Annotated in this window: 16 protein-coding genes; 9 read left to right on the top strand and 7 right to left on the bottom strand. The window is 67.7% G+C overall.

The window, feature by feature from the left end; all coding sequences use genetic code 11:
• The first annotated feature begins 61 nt into the window (after nt 1–61).
• Genes HDA45_RS25535 through HDA45_RS25515 form a run of 5 tightly spaced genes read left to right on the top strand, consistent with a single transcriptional unit; the run spans nt 62 to nt 5,144 of the window.
• The gene (locus HDA45_RS25535) at nt 62–673 is read left to right on the top strand and encodes a DUF1707 SHOCT-like domain-containing protein (protein ID WP_184906013.1); all 612 of its coding nucleotides are present in this window, start codon (nt 62–64) and stop codon (nt 671–673) included.
• 23 nt (nt 674–696) lie between these two features.
• Nucleotides 697–1,854, top strand: coding sequence for a serine hydrolase domain-containing protein (locus HDA45_RS25530; RefSeq protein ID WP_184899380.1), 1,158 nt, complete (start codon nt 697–699; stop codon nt 1,852–1,854).
• Nucleotides 1,855–1,873: 19 nt separating this feature from the next.
• Nucleotides 1,874–2,848 carry a deoxyribose-phosphate aldolase gene (gene deoC, locus HDA45_RS25525; protein ID WP_184899378.1) on the top strand — a complete coding sequence of 325 codons (975 nt, stop codon included), beginning with the start codon at nt 1,874–1,876 and terminating at the stop codon, nt 2,846–2,848.
• A gap of 3 nt (nt 2,849–2,851) precedes the next feature.
• Entirely contained in the window at nt 2,852–4,285 is a 1,434-nt protein-coding gene (locus HDA45_RS25520) for an aldehyde dehydrogenase family protein (protein WP_184899376.1), read from the top strand.
• On the top strand, nt 4,278–5,144 hold the full coding sequence (locus tag HDA45_RS25515; RefSeq protein ID WP_184899375.1) for an aldehyde dehydrogenase family protein: 867 nt from the start codon (nt 4,278–4,280) through the stop codon (nt 5,142–5,144). Before HDA45_RS25520 ends, HDA45_RS25515 begins: the two co-directional genes overlap by 8 nt.
• 214 nt (nt 5,145–5,358) lie before the next feature.
• Here HDA45_RS25515 and HDA45_RS25510 read toward each other — a convergent pair whose 3' ends face one another.
• Complete coding sequence (locus HDA45_RS25510; RefSeq protein WP_184899373.1) at nt 5,359–5,997, bottom strand: TetR/AcrR family transcriptional regulator; 639 nt, start codon at nt 5,995–5,997, stop codon at nt 5,359–5,361.
• A gap of 217 nt (nt 5,998–6,214) precedes the next feature.
• Between HDA45_RS25510 and HDA45_RS25505 the strand changes: the two genes are divergently transcribed.
• The gene (locus HDA45_RS25505; protein WP_184899371.1) at nt 6,215–7,429 is read left to right on the top strand and encodes a cytochrome P450; all 1,215 of its coding nucleotides are present in this window, start codon (nt 6,215–6,217) and stop codon (nt 7,427–7,429) included.
• Between the two features lie 8 nt (nt 7,430–7,437).
• Nucleotides 7,438–7,632: a ferredoxin gene (locus HDA45_RS25500; RefSeq protein ID WP_184899369.1), complete on the top strand. Its 195-nt coding sequence runs from the start codon at nt 7,438–7,440 to the stop codon at nt 7,630–7,632.
• A gap of 125 nt (nt 7,633–7,757) precedes the next feature.
• Here HDA45_RS25500 and HDA45_RS25495 read toward each other — a convergent pair whose 3' ends face one another.
• The 4 genes from HDA45_RS25495 to HDA45_RS25480 are packed head-to-tail and all read right to left on the bottom strand — an operon-like array spanning nt 7,758 to nt 11,842.
• Nucleotides 7,758–8,573: a carbohydrate ABC transporter permease gene (locus HDA45_RS25495; RefSeq protein ID WP_101612323.1), complete on the bottom strand. Its 816-nt coding sequence runs from the start codon at nt 8,571–8,573 to the stop codon at nt 7,758–7,760.
• Nucleotides 8,570–9,505 (bottom strand): carbohydrate ABC transporter permease, encoded by a 936-nt coding sequence (locus tag HDA45_RS25490; RefSeq protein ID WP_184899367.1) that lies wholly within the window; start codon nt 9,503–9,505, stop codon nt 8,570–8,572. The genes HDA45_RS25495 and HDA45_RS25490 overlap by 4 nt, the downstream gene beginning before the upstream one ends.
• Nucleotides 9,505–10,845, bottom strand: coding sequence for an extracellular solute-binding protein (locus tag HDA45_RS25485; protein ID WP_184899365.1), 1,341 nt, complete (start codon nt 10,843–10,845; stop codon nt 9,505–9,507). The genes HDA45_RS25490 and HDA45_RS25485 overlap by 1 nt, the downstream gene beginning before the upstream one ends.
• Nucleotides 10,838–11,842 (bottom strand): zinc-dependent alcohol dehydrogenase family protein, encoded by a 1,005-nt coding sequence (locus HDA45_RS25480; protein WP_184899363.1) that lies wholly within the window; start codon nt 11,840–11,842, stop codon nt 10,838–10,840. The genes HDA45_RS25485 and HDA45_RS25480 overlap by 8 nt, the downstream gene beginning before the upstream one ends.
• 129 nt (nt 11,843–11,971) lie before the next feature.
• Here HDA45_RS25480 and HDA45_RS25475 point away from each other — a divergent pair, with 129 nt between their 5' ends.
• Nucleotides 11,972–12,952: a sugar-binding transcriptional regulator gene (locus HDA45_RS25475; protein WP_184899361.1), complete on the top strand. Its 981-nt coding sequence runs from the start codon at nt 11,972–11,974 to the stop codon at nt 12,950–12,952.
• On the opposite strand, the gene HDA45_RS25470 is transcribed toward HDA45_RS25475, so the two are convergent.
• Nucleotides 12,921–13,289 (bottom strand): winged helix-turn-helix transcriptional regulator, encoded by a 369-nt coding sequence (locus HDA45_RS25470; protein WP_184899359.1) that lies wholly within the window; start codon nt 13,287–13,289, stop codon nt 12,921–12,923. The two genes, HDA45_RS25475 and HDA45_RS25470, sit on opposite strands and share 32 nt — an antisense overlap.
• Nucleotides 13,290–13,364: 75 nt before the next feature.
• Here HDA45_RS25470 and HDA45_RS25465 point away from each other — a divergent pair, with 75 nt between their 5' ends.
• Nucleotides 13,365–13,958 carry an NADPH-dependent F420 reductase gene (locus HDA45_RS25465; RefSeq protein ID WP_184899357.1) on the top strand — a complete coding sequence of 198 codons (594 nt, stop codon included), beginning with the start codon at nt 13,365–13,367 and terminating at the stop codon, nt 13,956–13,958.
• A 98-nt stretch (nt 13,959–14,056) separates the two neighbouring features.
• On the opposite strand, the gene HDA45_RS25460 is transcribed toward HDA45_RS25465, so the two are convergent.
• On the bottom strand, nt 14,057–16,567 hold the full coding sequence (locus HDA45_RS25460) for a DEAD/DEAH box helicase (protein ID WP_184899355.1): 2,511 nt from the start codon (nt 16,565–16,567) through the stop codon (nt 14,057–14,059).
• Nucleotides 16,568–16,668 lie beyond the last annotated feature (101 nt).

The raw sequence follows: 16,668 nt of genomic DNA, 5'->3' as shown, positions 1-16,668 counted from the left end.
TCCCACCGGCGCTAGGCTCCTGCGCGTGAGCGAAGAGCCAGCCCTGCCAGGACCCGAACAGATGCGCATCTCCGACGCCGACCGCGAGCAGGTCGCGCAGGTGCTGCACGCGGCGATGTCCGAGGGGCGCATCACCATCAACGAGCTGGAAGAACGGCTGACCACCGTTTACGCGGCCAAGACCGTCGGCGACCTCAAACCGGTCACCGCGGATCTGCCCCAGCAGGCGCGGTCGGCGATCGAACCCGCGACCTCGCGCGCGCTCGGCCTGCCCGACGACCGTATCGGCGGGCATCCGGGCTCCGGCGCGTCGATCGCCGTCATGTCCGGCGCCTCACGCAAGGGCAGCTGGGTCGTCCCGCCGCAGCACAACAGTTTCGCGTTCTGGGGCGGCACCGACATCGACCTGCGGCACGCGCGCTTCGCCGAGAAGCACACGACGATCACCGCCGTCGCGATCATGGGCGGGATCGACATCATCGTGCCCGACGACATCAACGTCGACGTCACCGGAATCGGCTTCATGGGCGCCTTCGAGCTGGAGGATCGCGCCGGGACACCCGCGGCGCCGCCGACCGCGCCGACGGTGAAGATCACCGGCTTGGCGTTCTGGGGTGCCGTCACCGTGGTACGAAAGTCACGTAAGAAGGACACACCCGAATTGGAAGCCTGACTTTGAACTGGGGGGTTCACACCATGCGCCGAAGTTTCGTCGCCATCGCTTGTGCCGCACTGCTTTCCGTCACCGCCTCGCCCGCGGCGGCCGCCGGGAAGACCGATCCGCGCCAGGCCGCGATGGACGCGGCCGTCGCCGCGGGCATCCCGGGCATGGTCGCCGTTGCCGACGATTTCCGCGGCGTCAGCGGCGTCGCGAACATCACCCGGCCCGGTAAGCCCACCGTGTCGGGACGCTGGCGGATCGCCAGCGTTTCCAAGGTGTTCGTCGCCACGCTCGTCCTGCAGCTCGTGGCCGAAAAGCGCGTCGGGCTCGATGAGCCCGTGCAACGCTACCTGCCGGGGCTGCTGCCGTATCCGGAACCGATCACCGTCCGCCAGGTGCTCCAGCACACCAGCGGCCTCCCGCGTGACCTGCTCCCCGAGGACTCCTGGGCGACCGGGCCGGAGATCGACACCGAGCGCTTCGAGCATTTCGACAGCGACGACGAGATCCGCCTGAGCACGTCGAAGCAGCCGCTGCAGTTCAAGCCCGGAACGAGCTGGGCGTACTCCAACACCGGCTACAACGTCCTCGCCCTGCTGGTCGAGAAGACCACCCGGAAGCCCCTCGAACGGGTGCTGGCCGAGCGCATCACCGGGCCGCTGCACCTGCGCGACACCTCGCTCCCCCGCGACTTCCCGTTCCTGATCGGCGCGGCCGCCCGCGGCTACGAGCAGCTGTACGACGCGCCGCGCGGCCTCACCGACGTCACCACCTACAACTACTCGCGCTACTACGGCGCGGGCGGCATGGTGTCCTCGGGCGCCGACCTCAACCGCTTCTTCGAGGCCCTGCTCGGCGGCCGCCTGCTGCCCGCGGACCTGCTCGCGCAGATGAAGAAGACGGTCCCGGCGGACGGCATGGAGTACGGCCTCGGCCTGATGAAGCTGAACCTCAAGGAACTCGGCGCGTGCGCGGAGAACATCGTCATCTGGGGCCACGGCGGCGACCTGCCGGGCTACAACACGCTCAGCTTCCACGACGAATCCGGCAAGAACATCTCCACGCTGGCCACCGTGGACCTCACCGCGTCGCCGGACGCCGCGCTCAAGCGTCAGCTGCCGATGGTCAACGAGTTCTGCTCGCCGGTGATCCCGGCCAAGGCCGCCGCCCAGGGCCCGGTGCCCAGCTTGTAGGCCGCCTACACTCACCCGTATGACAGCTACGACCAGCTCGTCAGCGGCGACGGCAACCCCGTCGCCGCTGACGGACGCGACTCGCGACGAGGCGAGCCTGCGCCGGTTCCTGCACGGGCTGCCTGGTGTCGACCAGGTCGGCGTCGAGCAGCGGGCGGCGGGCCTCGGCACGCGCAGCATCAAGAAGGCCGCCAAGCTCTGGGCGATCGACACCGCCATCTCGATGGTCGACCTGACGACCCTCGAAGGCGCCGACACGCAGGGAAAGGTCCGCGCGCTCGCCGCGAAGGCCAAGCGGCCGGACCCGGAACGGCCGGACACCCCGCGGGTCGCGGCCGTCTGCGTGTACCCGGACATGGTCGAGACGGCTGTCGAGGCGCTTCAGGGCACCGGCATCCACGTCGCGAGTGTGGCCACCGGCTTCCCCGCCGGGCGCACGAGCCGCGAGATCAAGCTGGCCGACACCAAGATCGCCGTCGACGCCGGCGCCGCCGAGATCGACATGGTGATCGACAGGGGCGCTTTCCTGGAGGGCCGCTACCTGGCGGTCTTCGAGGAGATCCAGGCCATCAAGGCCGCCTGTGGCAGCGCTCACCTCAAGGTCATCCTCGAGACCGGTGAGCTGGCCACCTACGACAACGTCCGCCGCGCGTCCTGGCTCGCGCTGCTGGCGGGCGGCGACTTCATCAAGACCTCCACCGGCAAGGTGTCGCCCGCGGCGACGCTGCCGGTCACCCACGTCATGCTGCAGGCCGTCCGCGACTGGTTCGTCCAGACCGGTGAACTGCGCGGCGTCAAACCCGCCGGTGGCATCCGGACGACCAAGGACGCGATCAAGTACCTGGTCGCGGTGCACGAGGTCGCCGGCGAGCAGTGGCTGACCCCGGACCTGTTCCGTTTCGGGGCGTCCAGCCTGCTCAACGACCTCCTGCTGCAGCGCCGCACCCAGGCCGACGGCCACTACAGCGGCCCCGACTACGTGACGGTGGACTGATCCATGGGCATCTTCGAGTACGCGCCCGCGCCCGAATCGCGCGACCTCGCGAACCTCAAACCGCACTACCGGCCGTTCGTGAACGGCGAGTTCGTCGACGGCTCGGGTGAGCCGCTCAAGACGATCAACCCGGCCACCGAAGAGGTGCTCGCCGAGGTCGGCACCGCGTCGGTGTCCGATGTGGACACCGCGGTGAAGGCCGCGCGCAAGGCGTACACCGGCGTCTGGTCCAAGATGCCGGGCTCGGAGCGCGCCAAGTACCTGTTCCGCATCGCGCGCCTGATCCAGGAGCGGTCGCGGGAGCTGGCCGTCCTGGAAAGCCTCGACAACGGCAAGCCCATCAAGGAATCGCGCGATTCCGACGTGCCGACGGCCGCCGCGCACTTCTTCTACCACGCGGGTTGGGCCGACAAGCTCGACTACGCGGGCTACGGCCCGAACCCGAAGCCGCTCGGCGTCGCGGGGCAGGTCATCCCGTGGAACTTCCCGCTGCTGATGCTGGCTTGGAAGATCGCGCCCGCGCTGGCCACCGGCAACACCGTGGTGCTCAAGCCGGCGGAGACCACGCCGCTGACAGCGCTGGTGTTCGCGGAGATCTGCCGGCAGGCCGAACTCCCGCCCGGCGTGGTCAACATCCTGCCCGGCGCCGGGGACATCGGCGCCGCGCTGGTGGGCCACGGCGACGTGAACAAGGTCGCGTTCACCGGATCGACCGAGGTCGGCAAGGCCATCCAGCGCCAGATCGCGGGCACCTCGAAGAAGCTGACGCTGGAACTGGGCGGCAAGGCGGCGAACATCGTGTTCGACGATGCCGCGCTGGACCAGGCCGTCGAGGGGATCGTCAACGGGATCTTCTTCAACCAGGGTCACGTCTGCTGCGCGGGCTCGCGTCTGCTGGTGCAGGAGTCCATCGCCGAGGAGCTGCTCGAAAAGCTCCGCCACCGCGTCTCGACCCTGCGGCTGGGCGACCCGCTGGACAAGAACACCGACATCGGCGCGATCAACTCCGCCGAGCAGCTCGCGAAGATCAAGGGGCTGGTGGAGTCCGGCGACGCCGAGGGCGCGGAACGCTGGACCAGCCCGTGCCCGGTGCCGGAACGGGGTTTCTTCTTCGCTCCCACGGTGTTCTCCGAGGTTCAGCAGTCGATGCGCATCGCCCGCGAGGAGATCTTCGGGCCAGTGCTTTCGGTGTTGACCTTCCGCACCCCGGACGAGGCCGTCACGAAGGCGAACAACACGCCGTACGGGCTTTCCGCCGGAATCTGGACCGAAAAGGGCTCGCGCATCCTGTGGATGGCGAACCAGCTCCGCGCCGGCGTCGTCTGGGCCAACACGTTCAACCGCTTCGATCCCGCCGCGCCGTTCGGCGGCTACCAGGAGTCGGGTTTCGGCCGCGAAGGCGGACGCACCGGACTGGAGGCCTACCTCGATGTCTGACCGTATTTCGGTAGCCAAGACCTACAAGCTCTACATCGGCGGCAAGTTCCCGCGGTCGGAGTCGGGCCGGGTGTACCCGGTCACCGACGCCAAGGGCAAGTTCCTGGCGAACGCCTCGCACGCGTCACGCAAGGACGTCCGTGACGCGGTTTCCGCCGCCCGCAAGGCTTTCGGCGGCTGGTCGGCGGCGACGGCGTACAACCGCGGACAGGTGTTGTACCGGGTGGCGGAGGTGCTGGAAGGCCGCCGCGAGCAGTTCGTCGCGGAGGTGTCCGCGTCCGAAGGCGTCGCGGCGAAGAAGGCTCAGTCCCTTGTGGACGCGGCGATCGACCGCTGGGTCTGGTACGCGGGCTGGACGGACAAGATCGCGACCGTGCTCGGCGCGGCCAACCCCGTCGCGGGTCCGTACTTCTCTTTCACCGTCCCGGAACCGACCGGTGTCGTGGGCGTGCTGGCGCCGCAGCAGTCGTCGCTGCTGGGTCTGGTGAGCGTGCTGGCCCCGGTGCTGGCGACGGGCTCGACAGCGGTGGTCGTCTCCAGCGCGGACCGGCCGCTGCCCGCGATCACGCTCTCGGAGGTCCTGGCGACGTCCGACCTGCCGGGCGGGGTCGCGAACATCCTGACCGGCCGGGCGGCGGAGCTGGGTTCGTGGCTGGCCTCGCACGGTGACGTCAACGCGCTGGACCCGACGGGCGCGGAGCCGTCCGCGCGGGCGGACCTGGCGCGCGACGCGGCGGGCACCGTGAAGCGCGTCCTGACCGTGCCAGACGCCGAACCCGACTGGACGGCCGACGCGGACATCGCGCGGCTGCGGCGGTACCTGGAGGCGAAGACCGTCTGGCACCCCCTCGGCGTCTGACGCCCCACACCCACCGCATTCAGTCCTCTGAATGCGGTGGGTCACGCGCGGCCGCCGGATCTCGCGTGATTGGAGCCGGAACACGCGTGTCTCCAGCCGGAAGACACAGTGCGGAGTCCAATCACGCGAGATCCGCCTTCAATCACGCGAGTTCGGTCCCCGGACACGCGCGTCGCGTCCTCCGGCGGAGCGCGTTTAGCGGGCTAAACGCGATCTAGGGGTCCAGGTCGGCGCCGGTCAGCACCCGGCCCGGAAGCGGCTCGTTCGAGCCGTCGGCCCGCAACCCGTCGATCATGATCCCGATGCAGCGCCTGGTCGCCATCCGCGCGATCTCCTCGCCCTTGCCCGGCATCTGCCGCAGCACGGTCGCGAACAGGATCGCCACGTCACCGGTCGCGACGTCCGGCCGGAGCCGCCCCTCCTCCTGCGCTCCCCGGACGAAGGCCTCCATCACCAGGAGCAACTCGTCCCGCAGGGCCTTGATCGCGGGATCGCTCGTGAGGATCGCCAGCGCGCGAGGCGACACCATCGCGAGCTGGATGCTCAACTGCAGTTCCATCGACTGGTGCAGGAGCCGGATCAGGGCGTCCCAGTCCGAGGACTCCTGATCCTTCGCGGCCTTCGCGTCCCTCAGGACCCGATCGAAGTTGTCGACGGCGACCGCGCGGATCAACGCGTCCCGATCCGGGAAACGCCGGTAGAGGGTGCCGACACCCACGCCCGCCGAGCGCGCGATCTCCTCCATCGGGACCTCGGCGCCCTGAGCTGCGAAGATCACTCTCGCGGCGGCCAGGATCTGATCCCGGTTCCGGCGCGCGTCGGCGCGCAAGCGGGTCTCGGGGTCGGCTGTCATGATCCTCGCCTCTCGAAGGTCCTTCAGGGCCGTGATTCTCGCACGTAAGGGCGTGCCCTTCACGCTTCCCGGGAAACCACCCCTTCGCGAGTGGACGACCTGTCTCCACTTGAGTACCTTGGTGACATAAGCGGAATGAAACCATCCGCATACTTTTTGGGGCCTCCTGTCCGATATCGCCCGAACCCACCCGACACCCTGGGGAAAGGACAACCCGATGACTGACGTCGAGGAAACCACCGCCACCTTGCCGCTGGTACGCAAATGCCCGTTTTCGCCGCCGCCGGAATACGACAGACTTCGTACGGAAAATCCGGTTTCCCGCGTCGGGCTGCCGTCCGGTCAAACGGCGTGGGCACTCACCCGGCTCGAAGACATCCGCGAAATGCTGAGCAGTCCGCATTTCAGCTCCGACCGGCTGGATCCGGCGTTCCCGCTGATGGTCGCGCGGCAGATCCGGCGCGAGGACAAGCCTTTCCGCCCGTCCCTCATTTCGATGGACCCGCCGGAGCACAGCCGGGCCCGGCGTGACGTCGTCGGGGAATTCACGGTCAAACGCATGAAGGCGCTGCAACCGCGCATCCAGCAGATCGTCGACGAACACATCGACGCCCTGCTCGCGGGCCCCAAACCCGCCGATCTGGTCCAGGCGCTTTCGCTGCCCGTCCCGTCGCTGGTGATCTGCGAACTGCTCGGCGTCCCCTATTCGGACCACGAGTTCTTCCAGGCCCGCAGTTCCAAGATGCTCAGCCGGGAAGTCAGCCCGGAAGACCGGCAGGCGGCGTTCGAGCAGCTCGAGAACTATCTCGACGAACTCGTCACCAGGAAAGAAGCGGACGTCACCGAGGACGACCTCCTCGGCCGTCAGATCCTGAAACAGCGGGAAGCGGGCGAAACCAACCACGACGAACTCGTCAGCTTGGCGTTCCTGCTGCTCATCGCCGGACACGAGACCACGGCGAACATGATTTCGCTCGGCACGGTGACCCTGCTGGAGAACCCCGAACAGCTGGCGAAGATCAAGGCGGACCCGGACAAGACCCTCCCCGCGATCGAGGAACTCCTGCGGGTCTTCACCATCGCCGAGACGGCGACCTCACGCTTCGCCACGGCGGACATCGAGATCGGCGGCACGCTCATCCGCGCTGGTGAAGGCGTCGTCGGCCTGAGCAACGCGGGCAACCACGATCCGGACGGATTCGAGAACCCCGACGCCTTCGACATCGAACGCGGCGCGCGGCACCACGTCGCGTTCGGGTTCGGCGTGCACCAGTGCCTCGGCCAGAATCTGGCGCGGATGGAACTCCAGATCGTGTTCGATACGCTGTTCAAGCGTATTCCGGGCATCCGGGTCGCCGTTCCGGTCGACGAGCTGCAGTTCAAGCACGATTCGACGATCTACGGCCTCCACGCCCTTCCGGTCACCTGGTAGGAGGAGCCATGAAAATCACCGCGGACACCGGGAAATGTGTGGGCGCCGGCCAGTGCGTGCTCACCGACCCCGACCTGTTCGACCAGAGCGAGGACGACGGCACGGTCATCCTGCTGAACGCCGAGCCCGAAGGTGACGAGGCGGAGGAGAACGCGCGCACCGCCGTGCACATCTGCCCTGGTCAGGCACTCTCGCTCGCCTAGCCGCAGGGCTCGTGAGTGGGCCCAGAACCAGACACCGACTGTGTGGAAATAGGGACGTTCAACGTCCCTATTTCCACACAGCCTCACCCTGGCTCGCACCGCATGCGGCCAACAGCCACGAGGCGTTACTTGACAGCGCCCATCGAAAGCCCTCGCACCAGGTGGTTCTGCGCGATCCAGCCGACGATCATCACCGGCAGTGACGCGAGCAGGGCCGCCGCGGACAGCTGCGCCCAGTACAGGCCCTCGCTGGTGATGAAGCCGACCAGGAACACCGGCACCGTCCCGGCGCGCGCGGCGGTGAGGTTGACCGAGTAGAAGAACTCGGTCCACGAGAAGATCACGCAGATCAGCGCGGTCGCGGCCACCCCGGGCGCGACGACCGGCATGATGATCTTCCGCAGCAGCACCGGCAAAGTCGCGCCGTCGATCCGGCCCGCTTCGATCATCTCGTGCGGCACTTCGAGGAAGAACGACCGCATCATCCAGATGGCCAGCGGCAGGTTCATCGATGTGTACAGGATGATCAGCGCCCACACGTTGTCCAGCAACTGGGTGTTCTGCGAGATCACGTACAGCGGGATGATCGCGGCCACGATCGGCAGCATCTTCGTCGACAGGAAGAAGCCGAGCGCGTTGCTCGTCCCCTTCACCGGCGCCAGCGACAGCGCGTACGCCGCCGGGATTCCCAGCAGCAGTACGAAAATCGTCGAAACGACGGTGACGAAAGCCGAGTTCGACAGATACGGCAGGAACCCGCGTTCGAGCACCCCGGCGAACTGGTCGAGCGTCGGCGTGAAGAACAGCCGCGGCGGATCGGTGTAGGCGTCGGCCTCCTGTTTGAAGGCCGTGAGGATCATCCACAACAGCGGGAAAACGAACAGGATCGCGATCACCCAGGTCGCGACCGTCAACGCGCCCGCGCCGAACCGGCCTTTCATTTCGCGCCTCCCTGGACCGAGAACGTGCGGAACATCAGCCGCAGCGCGAAGGTCGCGACGATCATCGTCAGGATCACGACGATCACCCCCATCGCGGACGACTGCCCGATGTCGAAACCTTGGAACGCCCGCTGGTAGATGTAGAAGGGCAGGTTCGTGCTGGCCGTCCCCGGACCTCCCTGTGTCATCAGGAAGATCGCGTCGAAGCTGTTCACGATGTAGATCGCGCCCAGCAGCGTCGCCAGCTGCAGGAACCGGCTCAGATGCGGCAATGTGATCGCGGTGAACGTCCGCCAGCGGCCGGCGCCGTCGACCGACGCGGCCTCCAGGACGTCCTTCGGCTGGCTCTGCAGCCCGGCCAGGATCAGCAGCATCATGAACGGCGTCCACTGCCAGACGACCTGGGCGATCACCGCCGCGAGCGGGAACTCCGAAAGCCAGTCGACGTCCGTGCCGAACACGAAGTGCAGCAACCCGTAGGTCGGATCGAACATCGTCGTCTTCCACAGCAGCGCGCCCGCCGCGGGCAGGATCAGGAACGGCGTGATCAGCAGGGTTCGGACCACGCCGCGGCCGAGGAACTTCCGGTCGAGCAGGATCGCGAGTCCCAGTCCGAGCAGCAGGGAGAAGAACACGCAGACGACCGTCAGCACGACGGTGTTCAGCAACGCGCCGAGGAACGTCGAGTCGGCGAAGACGTCGATGTAGTTCTGCAGCCCGACGAAATGCCGCGAGCCCGGCCGCACCAGGTTCCACGACTGGAACGAGTAGAACACCGTCAGCACGAACGGCAACTGGGTCACGGCGACGACGAACAGCAGCGCGGGCAGCAGCGGCAATCGTCGTTTGAACGGCGTGTCGGTGCCGCGTTTCGGCGGCGCCTTCTTGGCGTGGGCGGGTTCTGTACGGGCAGGAGCGGAGATCGTGGACATCACTGCGCCTCCTGATACGACTTGCCGACGGTCTGCGCGTACTCCTGTGACTGCTTCAGCGCCTCGTCCACGGTGATCTGGCCCGCGATCGCCGCCGAAAGCTGCTGGCTCACCCGCGTGCCGAGATCCTGGAACTCGGGGATGCCGACGAACTGGATCCCGGGGTAGGGCACCGGATTCGCCATCGCCTTCCGCTGGTTGGCGTCCGCGATCCCGTCCAGCGTCGGCTGCGCGTAGGCCTTGGCGGCCTCGCGGTACTGCGGGATGTCGTAGGTCGACTTCCGCACACCCGGCGGGACGCGGTTCCAGTCGCCGTACTCCTTGGCGACCCGCTGCACGTAGGCCTTGTCGGTCATCCAGGACATGAACTTGAAGGCGGCGTCCTTGTCCTTGGCGACCTTCGGGATCGCCAGCGCCCAGGTGTAGAGCCAGCCGCTCGCCTGCGTCTTCTCCACCGGAGCCGGGGCGTAACCGGACTTCCCGACGATCTTGCTGGCCGCCGGATCCTCGTTCGTCCCCGCCATGACCGTGGCGTCGTACCACATCGCGGCCTGGCCTTGGGTGTACCGCGTGCCGCATTCGGAGAAGCCCGCGCTCGACGCGCCGACCTCGCCGTGGTTCCGCACGAGGTTCACGTAGAACTCGGCGGCCGCCTTGAACTCGGGGCTGGTCAGCTTCGCGTTCCAGTCCTTGTCGAACCACTGCGCGCCGAAGGTGTTGGCGACCGTGGTGAACGGCGCGAGGCTCTCGCCCCAGCCCGGCTTCCCGCGCAGGCAGATCCCGGCCAGGCCCTTCGACTTGTCGTCGAGTTTCGCGGCGTACTCGGCGATCTGCGACCAAGTCGGCTTGGCGGGCATGGTGATCCCGGCCTGCTCGAACAGATCCTTGCGGTAGGCCAGGAACGAAGACTCGCCGTAGAACGGCAGCGCGTAGAGCGATCCGTTGTGCGACAACGATTCCTTGATACTCGGGATGAAGTCGGCCGAGTCGTACGAAGGGTTCGCCGCGATATGCGGCTCGAGGTTTTCGAGCCAGCCGTTCGCCGCCCACTGCGGGGCTTCGTAGTTGCTGATCATGACGACGTCGAACTCGCCGCCTTCGGTGGCCGTCGACGCGGTGATCTTCGCGCGTGCCTGGTTTTCGGGCAGCGACACGAATTTGAGGGTGACGCCGGGATTCGCCTTCTCGAACTCGCCGGAAAGCTCGATGGCGTCCTTCATCTGCGGGTTCGCGACGATCGCGACGACGAGCGTCCGGTCGCCGGTCCCGAGCGCGCCCGCGCCGGCGCAGCCGGTGAGGGTCAGCAGGAGAACCGCGAGCAGAGCGACTGCTTTACGCACTTTCGCCTCCCGGTAAGACCTGCACCTTCAAGCCGGCGCCACTGCGCATGAGGGCGAGCGCGTCGGGGTACTGCTCCAGCGGCAGCGTGTCGGTGAGCAGCGCGGCGGTGTCGACGGCGCCGTCGGCGACCAGGTCGAGCGCGGCGCCGAAGCTGTTCATGACGGCCATCGAGCCGACGACGGTGATTTCGTCGTTGTAGATCCGGAACGGCGAAAGCGCGACACGCGCTTCGGCGGGCGCGACCCCGAAGACCAGCAAGCGGCCTCCGCGCTGGAGCGAGTCGAAGGCCGCTTCGATGGCGGGCGCGGCGCCGGTGCAGTCCGCGGCGGCGTCGAACTTCTCGTCGTCCAAGTCCTTCACGTCACCCGCGACCGCGACGGCGCCGAGATCCTTGGCGCGGCCGAGGCGGGAGGTGTTGCGGTCGACCACCGTCACGTGGGCGCCCGCACGCTGCAACAACTGCTGCATGATCAGGCCCATCGTGCCCGCGCCGACGACGAGGAACCGCTCGCCCGCCTCGACGCCGATCCGCCGCACGCCGTGGACGGCGCACGAAACCGGCTCGACGAGCGCGCCCTGTTCCCAGGTCATCGTGTCCGGCATGCGATAGCAGTTCGCCGACGGAACGGCGACGTACTCGGCGAAAGCGCCGTTCACGGTGTCGCCGGTCGCGTTCCAGTTCTCGCAGAGGTTGCCGCGGCCGGACCGGCAAGGCTTGCAGTAGCCGCAGAACAGCGACGGGTCGACGGCCACCCGGTCGCCGACCTTCCAGCCGCCCGGCACGTCGGCGCCGAGTTCGACGATCTCGCCGGCGAACTCGTGGCCGGGGACGATCGGATAGGGCGTCGGCGGGAAGTGCCCGTCGGCGATGTGGAGGTCGGTCCCGCAGATCCCGCAGGCACCCACCTTGACGACGACCTGGCGATCCCCCGGTTTGGGATCGGGCACCTCGCCGACCCTGATCTCCCCGGGCTTGTCCACGATCGCGGCACGCATGCCAGCTCCTCTTCTCTCCGCTCAAATGAGCGGGGTGGGCCTATGCTTCGGACTGCATGTTCAGGCATGGTGAACTTTTTCCAAGTGTTACGTCAACCTTTCGGGTTGATTTCGCGGTATAGTGCTCAAATGAGCGGGAAGAAACAGGGTCCCGGCCTGGTGGAGTCGCTACGCCTGGCCGCGGTGGCCCGGCGGTTCTACGAACAGGGCGCCTCGAAACTGGAGATCGCCGAGGAGTTCGGCATCAGCCGGTTCAAGGTCGCCCGGATGCTCGACACCGCCAGGGAAAGCGGCATCGTCAAGGTCGAGTTCCAGCTGCCGGCGCCGGTCGATCTCGTGCTGTCCGAGGAAATCCGCGCCGCGTACCGGCTGGACAGGGTCCTCGTGCTCGAACGAGCGCCCGAACCGGAATCCCGCCAAGTCGCCCGGCGGAAGATCGGCACGCTCGCGGCCCGGCTCCTGACCGAAATCCTCACTCCCGGCGACGTTCTCGGCCTGTCTTGGGCACGGTCCGTGAACGCGATGACCGACGCGATCCAGTCGCTGCCGAAATGCCCGGTCGTCCAGCTGTGCGGTGTCCAGGCGGGGATGGACATGCGGGACCGCTCGGTGGAGACGGTCAGCCGGGTCGCCTCGGTCTCCGGCGGGCAGGCGTACCCGATCTTCGGCCCGCTCGTCCTCCCCGACCGCCGCACCACCGAGACACTGCGCAGGCAGCCCGGGATCGCGGAAACCTTCGGGCAGTTCAAGAACCTGACCAAGGCCGTCGTCAGCATCGGCGCGTGGAAGCCCGAGGAGTCGACGGTCTACGACGCGCTCGACGAAACGGAGCGGAGCGCCATAGCGAAACGAGGTGCCAAAGCCGAGGTTTCCGCGCGCCTGTTCGACGCCGACGGCACACCGATGTCGACGGGGCTGGCCCACCACGTGCTGGCCATAAGCGCCGAGGAACTGCTGGCGGTCCCCGAGGTGATCGCGCTGGGCTACACGGAGCCGAAGGCCGAAGCGATAGACGCCGTCCTGCGCTCCGGCATGGTTTCGACGCTGATCACCGACGCCGCGGCGGCCGCCCCGCTCCTCAAGCTGGCCGAGGCTCGCCCGCCCGCTTGACCGCCTCGTCCTGGGCCGCCATCACGTCGTCACCGTGCCGGAAGGCCCACTCCCCGAACGCCTCGATGGGCGCCAGCAAGGTGACCCCGAGGTCCGTCAGCGCGTACTCGACCTTCGCCGTCCGGCCGCAGTCGCGCCTGCTGACCAGACCGTTGAACTCGAGCCGCCGGACAGTCTCCGTGAGCACCTTCGTGCTGATCCCGCCCAGCCGTCGCCGCAGCTCGGCGGGGCGGAGCGCGCCGTCCCGCAGGGCCCAGAGGACGACGGGGTTCCACGTGTTCGCCATCAGATCGAAGGCCAGCCGCGCACGGCAGTCGGCGAGGAAGACGTCGTCCATGGGACCTCCGGTAACCACTTGGTACCCGCGCCGCTTTCTACGGTCGTGTCGTAACTCGATCTTAGGGAGTGGCACATGCGTATCGGAATCTTCGGCGCGGGCGGGATGGCGGAAGCGCTCGGCGGCCAGTGGTCCGGGCACGAGGTGATGGTCGCCGCGCGCGACCGGGCCAAGGCCGAAAGGATCTCCGCTCGCGTGGGGACCTGGGAGGAGACCGCTCGCGCGAGCGAGGTGATCCTGCTCGCCGTTCCCGCCGGGGCGGTGACGGAAGTCCTTGCCAGTGCGGGTGAATCCCTCGCGGGCAAGGTGCTGATCGACTGCACCAACGCGGTCGGCCCCGGCGCCGTGCTGACGGTCCCCGGCCAGGCGGAGCGGATCGCCGCCGCCGCTCCGGACGCGCACGTGGTCAAGGCGTTCAACCTGTGTCACGTCGACGTCTGGCGGATGACTCCCCCGGTGTTCGGCGGCCGCCCGCTCGCGGTGCCGCTCTGCGGTTCACCGGAGGCCGTCGAGGTGGTGAGCGGTCTCGTGCGCGACATCGGGTGCACACCGCTGAACGCGGGCGGGCTCGACCGGGCGCGGCTCATGGAGGCGACCATGGCGTTCACCGTCGGGCTGTGGTTCGACGGCCACGACGCCCAGGCCTGTTTCCCGCCCCTTGCGGCCTGATCTCACCGCGCCGCTCCCCCGTGAACTGAAGGAAACCTTCACCTCATCTCACGCGGTGAAGGGCGCTTTCCCCGCATGACATGCGGGGAAAGTCCCCTTCAGCCCCCGAGCCGGTCCACCGCCGTGATCCGGATGACCGCCGAGCCCGCCTCGTCCGAAGCGGCCAAGTCGACCTCCGCGCCGATACCCCAGTCGTGGTCGCCCGCCGGATCGTCGAAGATCTGCCGCACCCGCCAGATCTCCGGCTCCTTCTCGATGATCAGCAACTGCGGCCCGCGCGCGTCCGGCCCGATGCCGAGCGTTTCGTGCTCGTCGAAGTAGTCCTCGATGGCGTCTTCCCACGCGTCCGCGTCCCAGCCCGACGCGGAGTCCAGCTCGCCGAGCGCCCAATAGGCACGCCGCGACGCCAGCTCCACGCGCCGGAACAGTTCGTTCCGCACGAGCACCCGGAAGGCGCGCTCGTTCCGCGTGACCGCGGGCGGCTCGGACGGCGGACGAGCCGAAACCGGGCCCTCCTCTTCGGGATGCCGCAACGCTTCCCATTCGTCCAGGAGACTCGAGTCGACCTGGCGCACCAGTTCACCCAGCCACTCGATGAGGTCCTGCAACGGTTCCGTCTTGGCCTCGTCGGGCACCGTGTGCCGGAGCGAGTCGTAGGTGTCGGTGAGGTACCGCAGCACCAGCCCTTCCGACCGCGCGAGCTGGTAGAAACCGATGTACTCGACGAAGTTCATCGCCCGCTCGTACATGTCGCGCACGACGGACTTCGGCTTGAGCTCGTAGTCGTCGACCCACGGATGTCCTTGCCGGTAGCGGGAATACGCCGCTTCCAGCAGTTCCTCCAGCGGCTTCGGGTACGTGACGTTCTCGAGCAGCTCCATCCGCTCGTCGTACTCGATGCCTTCGGCCTTCATCGCCTGCACGGCCTCGCCGCGCGCCTTGAACTGCTGCTGCGAAAGGACCGGCCTCGGATTGTCCACTGTGGATTCCACAGTGGACACGACGTCGAGCGGATACGACGGCGATTCGAGGTCGAGCAGTTCGATCGCGGCCAGCGCGAACGGCGAAAGCGGCTGGTTCAGCGCGAAATCGAACTGCAGGTCCACGGTGAGCCGGACGATCCGGCCCTGCTCGTCGGGTTCGTCGAGCCGTTCCACCACACCGGCGGCGAGCAGCGCGCGGTAGATCGCGATCGCACGCAGGATCAGTTTCCGCTGGGTGGGGCGGTCGGAGTGGTTGTCCTCCAGCAGATGCCGCATCGAGTCGAACGCGTTGCCCGGCCGGGAAACGACGTTCAGCAGCATCGAGTGGCTGACGTGGAAGCTCGACGTGAGCGGCTCCGGCTCGGCCGCGATCAGCCGGTCGAAGGTGCTCTCCGTCCAGTTGACGAACCCTTCGGGCGCCTTCTTGCGGACGATCTTCTTTTTCTTCTTGGGATCGTCGCCCGCCTTCTCCAGCGCCTTGGCGTTTTCGACGACGTGGTCCGGTGCCTGCACGACGACGTAACCGTCGGTGTCGTAACCCGCCCGGCCCGCGCGCCCGGCGATCTGGTGGAACTCGCGCGCCTTGAGATGCCGCTGCCGCACGCCGTCGTACTTCGTCAGCGCTGAAAAGACCACTGTGCGAATAGGTACGTTGATGCCGACGCCGAGCGTGTCGGTCCCGCAGATCACCTTCAGCAGCCCGGCTTGCGCGAGCTGCTCGACCAGGCGCCGGTACTTCGGCAGCATTCCGGCGTGGTGCACGCCGATGCCGTGCCGCACCAGCCGCGAGAGCGTCTTCCCGAACCCGGCGGCGAAGCGGAAGTCACCGAGCAGCTCGGCGATGGCCTCCTTCTCCGCCTTGGTGGTGACGTTGATGCTCATCAGCGTCTGCGCGCGCTCGATCGCCGCCGCCTGCGAGAAGTGCACGACGTAGACCGGCGACTGACCACCGTTGAGCAGCTCGGACATCGTCTCGTGCAACGGCGTCAGCGCGTAACGGAAGGTGAGCGGCACCGGCCGTTCGGCCGAGGTGACCACCGCGGTCGGCCGCCCGGTCCGGCGGGTGAGGTCCTTCTCGAAGAACGACACGTCGCCCAGCGTCGCCGACATCAGCACGAACTGCGCCTTCGGCAGTTCCAGCAGCGGCACCTGCCACGCCCAGCCGCGATCGGGCTCGGAGTAGAAGTGGAACTCGTCCGCGATGACCTGGCCGACCGGCGCGTCGGCACCGAACCGCAACGCCATGTTCGCCAGGATTTCCGCCGTACAGCAGATGATCGGCGCGTCGGCGTTCACCGCCGAGTCGCCGGTCATCATGCCGACGTTCTCCGCGCCGAAGATCTCGATGAGCTGGAAGAACTTCTCCGAGACGAGCGCCTTGATCGGTGCCGTGTAGTAGCTGCGGCGGCCGTACGCGAGCGCGGTGAAGTGAGCCCCGACGGCGACCAGGCTCTTCCCGGACCCCGTCGGCGTCGAAAGGATCAGGTTCGCGCCGGAGACCACTTCGATGATGGCCTCCTCCTGCGCGGGGTACAGCTCTAACCCGCGCTCGGCCGTCCAGGTGGAGAAGGCTTCGAACAGCGAGTCGGGGTCGGGATCCGCAGGCAGGAGGTCTGTAAGAGTCATCAGAGGACCTATCGTGCCATCCGTTGGTCGCTTCTTGCCCAGGGGTGATCGCGCCCATCGGCGGAAACCCGTAGGCTTCGCGGTACCGCGCACCCACCGGG

This window comes from Amycolatopsis umgeniensis (genome assembly GCF_014205155.1).
GTDB lineage: Bacteria > Actinomycetota > Actinomycetes > Mycobacteriales > Pseudonocardiaceae > Amycolatopsis > Amycolatopsis umgeniensis.
The sequence above is the reverse complement of the archived record's forward strand: the minus strand, read 5'-3'. Positions and strand labels throughout refer to the sequence as shown.

Coding starts and splice junctions, on each gene's coding strand:
- HDA45_RS25535 (WP_184906013.1), top strand. CDS start 62: ATGCGCATCTCCGACGCCGACCGCGAGCAGGTCGCGCAGGTGCTGCAC.
- HDA45_RS25530 (WP_184899380.1), top strand. CDS start 697: ATGCGCCGAAGTTTCGTCGCCATCGCTTGTGCCGCACTGCTTTCCGTC.
- deoC (WP_184899378.1), top strand. CDS start 1,874: ATGACAGCTACGACCAGCTCGTCAGCGGCGACGGCAACCCCGTCGCCG.
- HDA45_RS25520 (WP_184899376.1), top strand. CDS start 2,852: ATGGGCATCTTCGAGTACGCGCCCGCGCCCGAATCGCGCGACCTCGCG.
- HDA45_RS25515 (WP_184899375.1), top strand. CDS start 4,278: ATGTCTGACCGTATTTCGGTAGCCAAGACCTACAAGCTCTACATCGGC.
- HDA45_RS25510 (WP_184899373.1), bottom strand. CDS start 5,997: ATGACAGCCGACCCCGAGACCCGCTTGCGCGCCGACGCGCGCCGGAAC.
- HDA45_RS25505 (WP_184899371.1), top strand. CDS start 6,215: ATGACTGACGTCGAGGAAACCACCGCCACCTTGCCGCTGGTACGCAAA.
- HDA45_RS25500 (WP_184899369.1), top strand. CDS start 7,438: ATGAAAATCACCGCGGACACCGGGAAATGTGTGGGCGCCGGCCAGTGC.
- HDA45_RS25495 (WP_101612323.1), bottom strand. CDS start 8,573: ATGAAAGGCCGGTTCGGCGCGGGCGCGTTGACGGTCGCGACCTGGGTG.
- HDA45_RS25490 (WP_184899367.1), bottom strand. CDS start 9,505: ATGTCCACGATCTCCGCTCCTGCCCGTACAGAACCCGCCCACGCCAAG.
- HDA45_RS25480 (WP_184899363.1), bottom strand. CDS start 11,842: ATGCGTGCCGCGATCGTGGACAAGCCCGGGGAGATCAGGGTCGGCGAG.
- HDA45_RS25475 (WP_184899361.1), top strand. CDS start 11,972: ATGAGCGGGAAGAAACAGGGTCCCGGCCTGGTGGAGTCGCTACGCCTG.
- HDA45_RS25470 (WP_184899359.1), bottom strand. CDS start 13,289: ATGGACGACGTCTTCCTCGCCGACTGCCGTGCGCGGCTGGCCTTCGAT.
- HDA45_RS25465 (WP_184899357.1), top strand. CDS start 13,365: ATGCGTATCGGAATCTTCGGCGCGGGCGGGATGGCGGAAGCGCTCGGC.
- HDA45_RS25460 (WP_184899355.1), bottom strand. CDS start 16,567: ATGACTCTTACAGACCTCCTGCCTGCGGATCCCGACCCCGACTCGCTG.